Here is a 3,853-nt window from a genome sequence, read left to right as displayed (position 1 = left end):
GGGCAGGGCGGTGCCCTGGTGCCTCTGATGTGTGTGGACAAGACGCCGCAGGAACTGGCATCGTTCGACGCACTGGTGACCGAGGCCCGCCAGTTCACCGCCCCGGGCCACGACTGGGCCATCGTGTTTGCGGCGGCGATGTCCGGCACGCTGAACCAGGCGCCCAGCAGCGCCGATGCCGAGGCGCCCTTGCAGCGCATGGTGGATGCGATCAAGGGTGGGGCGCATGGGGCGTTCATTCCGTTTGACCGCCAGGGCCACCCTGTGCGGTTTGGCTGAGGCCTGCCATGGCACAGGCGTCCGTACCTGCGTCCGCATCCGCATCTGCACCCGTATCTGCTGCCGCGCCAAGGCATCTGCCCGGCTTCAGCGCACCGGCCGTGGGCTTTGAGCAGCCTTTTGCCATGCTGGAGGCCTGCCACGAGCGCGTGCAACGCACGCTGGGTTTGCTTGGCCGCTTGCGTGAGCATGTGCGAAAGCAGGGCGTTGACAACGATGCCCGCCAGGCCGCGCGGGATGTGCTGCGTTATTTCGACATCGCCGCACCGCTGCACCACCAGGACGAAGAACTGCATGTGTTCCCCCTGCTGCTCGCCCAGGCCACGCCCGAGGTCCGGGCGCTGGTCACGCGCCTGCAGCACGACCACGTGGCCATGACCACCGACTGGGCCGCGGCCCGGCCCGGGCTGCAAGCGTTGCTGGATGAAAGCGCCACCGGCTTCACGCCCCAGGACGAGGCTGCGCTGGACCGTTTTGCCATGCGGTATGACGCCCACATCGCCGCCGAAGAAGGCGTTGCCTACCCTGCTGCTGCCACTTTGCTGCCGCCCGCGTCCCTTGCGGCGATGGGGCAGGAGATGGCTGCGCGGCGGGGTGCTATCTGATTGCTATCAAAAATATAGCTTCAAGCACATATTCGACTGGCGCAAGAGGCCGCTAGGGCTGAAATTTGGGCGTCAGCTGCCCCAGGGGCTGCTTGGCGCCCGGTGCCACGCGGCCGTTGCCCGGTGGCGATGCCAGCCGTTCCGTCTGGGCAGCGCCTTGGCGGCTGCAGGGCCAGCGGCTCGCGCGATACTGCGGGGTTGCGCGCGCGCCCCGCCGCGCCTGTTTGCCTGCCTGCCGTTTCCCGTATGCGCCCCCTCTTTATTGTTCGCACCCTGGCCACCCTGGCCTTGGCGTGGGCCGCTGCCGCCGCCTGTGTGGCCCTGCAGACCCCGCTGCCCTGGATGATCGGCCCACTGCTGGCCACTTCTGTCGTGTCGATGGCCGGCGGCCCCACCGAAAGCTGGGGCCCGCTGCGCAACGCCGGGCAATGGACCATTGGCGCCGCGCTGGGCCTGTATTTCACGCCCCAGGTGGTCGCGCTGATCGGCGGCCTGTGGTGGGCCATCGTGCTGGGCATTGCGTGGGCGCTGCTCCTGGGCTGGCTGTTTGGTGCGTGGCTTTACCGCGTGCATGCGCCCCGCATGCACGGTGTCCCTGCACCGATGCTGCGCGCCACCAGCTACTTTGCCGGCGCGATTGGGGCGGCGTCCGAGATGACCTTGTTGTCCGAGCGCGAAAACGCACGCACTGACCTGGTGGCTGCCAGTCACAGCCTGCGGCTGCTGATCGTTACGGTGACCATTCCGTTCGCGCTGCAGTTCAGCGGCCTGCACGGCCTCGATATCCTGCCGCCCACGCTGCGGGTGGTGAACTGGTCGGGGCTGGCGCTGATGGCGCTGCTGACCGGTGCGGGGGCGTTGCTGATGGACCGGCTGGGCCGCGCCAACCCCTGGTTCATGGGGGCGATGCTGGTGTCCATGGGCCTGACCATGGCAGGCCAGAGCCTATCGGCGGTGCCCCAGGGCATGGTCAACGCAGCGCAGCTCGTGATCGGGGTGAGCCTGGGCGTGCGGTTTCGCGCGGAGTTCTTGCACACTGCGCCGCGTTGGCTGGCGTCGGTGGCGCTGGGCACGGTGGCGCTGATGGGCGTGTGCGCACTGTTTGCCGCTGCCCTGGCCTGGGCGACAGGGCTGCCCTGGGTCACCTTGCTGCTGGGCACTTCGCCCGGCGGCATCACCGAGATGGCCATCACGGCCAAGGTGCTGCAGCTGGGGGTGCCCGTGGTGACGGCGTTCCAGGTGTGCCGGCTGATTGCGGTGCTGATGCTGGTGGACCCGCTGTACCGGCGGATTTATCCGCCCACCGCACACGAAGGCTCGGTGGGCTGAGCTAACGCACCGGCCTTTGTCGTGGTGTCAGTGCACCACCACCGGGTTCTGCGCCAGGCCCGCGTAGCGGTCCAGTGCGTCTTCCACTTCTTCCTGGGTGGGCGTGTCGCGCTGCCAGGCCAAGATCTGTTCCTGGAACATCTCGGCCCAGGAACCGTCCAGGTAGACCTCTTTGCCGGAGCGCTTGTCCACGATTTCAAAACCATGGCGCGCAAGCTGGGGAACGGCGGGGGCGGTGTCGTTGAGCACCTGGGCGCTCTTTTTCTCCACGGCATCGGGCAGCATATGGACCACCACGAAGGATTCTGAGTCGTAGAGCATGTGCATCGTGTTCCCCTTGTCGATATAGATGTCAGATGACAGCGGGTGCGCAGAGTTCAAGGGCCTTAGAACCTGTTCAAAGTCTTTTTGGAGATTGCATTGGAGTGCAATCGGGATGAGTGGAAGCTTCGGATGCGCCGCATGGGCTCGTGCCCATACAAGCAGCCGGGGCGTTCAATCGCCCGATTTCACTCCAACCCTGTGGGCAAGTGCCTTGCCGGGCGGTCTGCGGCGTTGCGGCGCTTGTTGATAGCCGAGCTATCAACTGCGCACCGCGCCTTGCATCCCATCCCGGTAAGGTACTTGTGCAACTCCAAAAAGACTTTGAACAGGTTCTTAGGTAAACCACGGCTTTTGTCCCCTGCTGCGTTGCAGTATTTCATGAAAAACGGAGCACGCCGGGTTCGCGGGGCTTTTTTGCCCGGATGGCGTATGGGCGCAACACTCCGTGCGGCGCGAGCCGTCGGAGGCAGTGCTTTGAACAGGTTCTTAAGGGGGGCTGCTGGCGCGCAGCAGCAGGTCGGCGAAATCGCCGTTGGCCTGGGTGAGCTTGATGCGAACGGGCAGATAACCCAGTCCCGGCGCCACCCAGAGTTCGGCCTTCTGGTCGTAGTCCTTGCGCGGCAGGCGCAGCAGCTTGAGGGCGGGCGTGGGCCCGGCGGGCAGGTCCAGGGTTTCGGGGCCTTCCACGGTGAAGGTCCAGCGGTCGGCGCTGCGGGCGCTCACCGTGGTCAGCGTAATCTGGGTGCCGGGCACAAAGCGGCCCGGGTCTGCGGCCAGTAGGGCGCCCAGCTGGATGAACAGGCTCAGGCGGTCCTGTACGCCCGGCCCTGCCGCCGCGTCGGGCGTGTTGGCGCTGAAGGTGACACGGCCCTTGTCGTAGTCAAAATGGGCGGCCTGCTCGCTGCGGGATTTGTCGGAGAACTTTTCGGGCAGCAGTCCTTGCTCCGTGACCGTGCCCACGCTGCGCTGCGTGCGGGTGCCTACCAGAAAGGCGCTGATCTCCTGGCGCGCCTCGTAGCGGTTGCCGACCTGCTGCCACAGCAGCTCGGCCCGGGCGCTGTAGGCGAATTTTTTGGCCTGGCCGCTCACATCAAACGCGAGGCGCGTGGGGGCAGGCATGCGCACGGGCGGCGGTGGGGCGCTGGCACTGCGGCCGGTGCCTCCGGGCGGGCGGATGTCCACGCCCGTGCCGGGCTGGGCGTCTTCAGCCGTGGGCTCTGAGGGGGCGGCCGGTGCCGATGCCGCAGGCGCGGGTGCCGGGGCGGCGTCGTTGGCAGGCGTGTCAGGGGTTGCGCTGGCCACGGGGGTTGTGGCAC

The 3,853-nt window shown here is 67.0% G+C and carries 5 protein-coding genes; 3 read left to right on the top strand and 2 right to left on the bottom strand.

All coding sequences use genetic code 11. The features are described 5' to 3' along the window. The 3 genes from DBR23_RS26185 to DBR23_RS26175 form a co-directional block, all read left to right on the top strand. On the top strand, positions 1 to 279 hold a 279-nt coding region (locus DBR23_RS26185; protein WP_108500048.1), incomplete at its 5' end, for a ribonucleotide reductase subunit alpha. Between the two features lie 125 nt (positions 280 to 404). Next, positions 405 to 884 (top strand): hemerythrin domain-containing protein, encoded by a 480-nt coding sequence (locus tag DBR23_RS26180; protein WP_233250759.1) that lies wholly within the window; start codon positions 405 to 407, stop codon positions 882 to 884. A gap of 246 nt (positions 885 to 1,130) precedes the next feature. After that, positions 1,131 to 2,213: an AbrB family transcriptional regulator gene (locus DBR23_RS26175; protein ID WP_108500047.1), complete on the top strand. Its 1,083-nt coding sequence runs from the start codon at positions 1,131 to 1,133 to the stop codon at positions 2,211 to 2,213. Between the two features lie 27 nt (positions 2,214 to 2,240). Here DBR23_RS26175 and DBR23_RS26170 read toward each other — a convergent pair whose 3' ends face one another. Both DBR23_RS26170 and DBR23_RS26160 read right to left on the bottom strand, forming a co-directional pair. After that, the gene (locus DBR23_RS26170; protein WP_055392879.1) at positions 2,241 to 2,540 is read right to left on the bottom strand and encodes a DUF3567 domain-containing protein; all 300 of its coding nucleotides are present in this window, start codon (positions 2,538 to 2,540) and stop codon (positions 2,241 to 2,243) included. Positions 2,541 to 3,023: 483 nt separating this feature from the next. Beyond that, positions 3,024 to 3,853, bottom strand: an 830-nt coding sequence (locus DBR23_RS26160; protein WP_108500046.1) for a DUF3108 domain-containing protein, incomplete at its 5' end; no start/stop codon positions are given.

This window comes from Acidovorax sp. HMWF018 (genome assembly GCF_003061035.1).
GTDB lineage: Bacteria > Pseudomonadota > Gammaproteobacteria > Burkholderiales > Burkholderiaceae_C > Acidovorax > Acidovorax delafieldii.
The sequence above is the reverse complement of the archived record's forward strand: the minus strand, read 5'-3'. Positions and strand labels throughout refer to the sequence as shown.

Bases quoted from the DNA above. Each gene is read 5' to 3' on its own strand.
- DBR23_RS26180 (WP_233250759.1), top strand. From the start codon at position 405: ATGCTGGAGGCCTGCCACGAGCGCGTGCAACGCACGCTGGGTTTGCTT.
- DBR23_RS26175 (WP_108500047.1), top strand. From the start codon at position 1,131: ATGCGCCCCCTCTTTATTGTTCGCACCCTGGCCACCCTGGCCTTGGCG.
- DBR23_RS26170 (WP_055392879.1), bottom strand. From the start codon at position 2,540: ATGCACATGCTCTACGACTCAGAATCCTTCGTGGTGGTCCATATGCTG.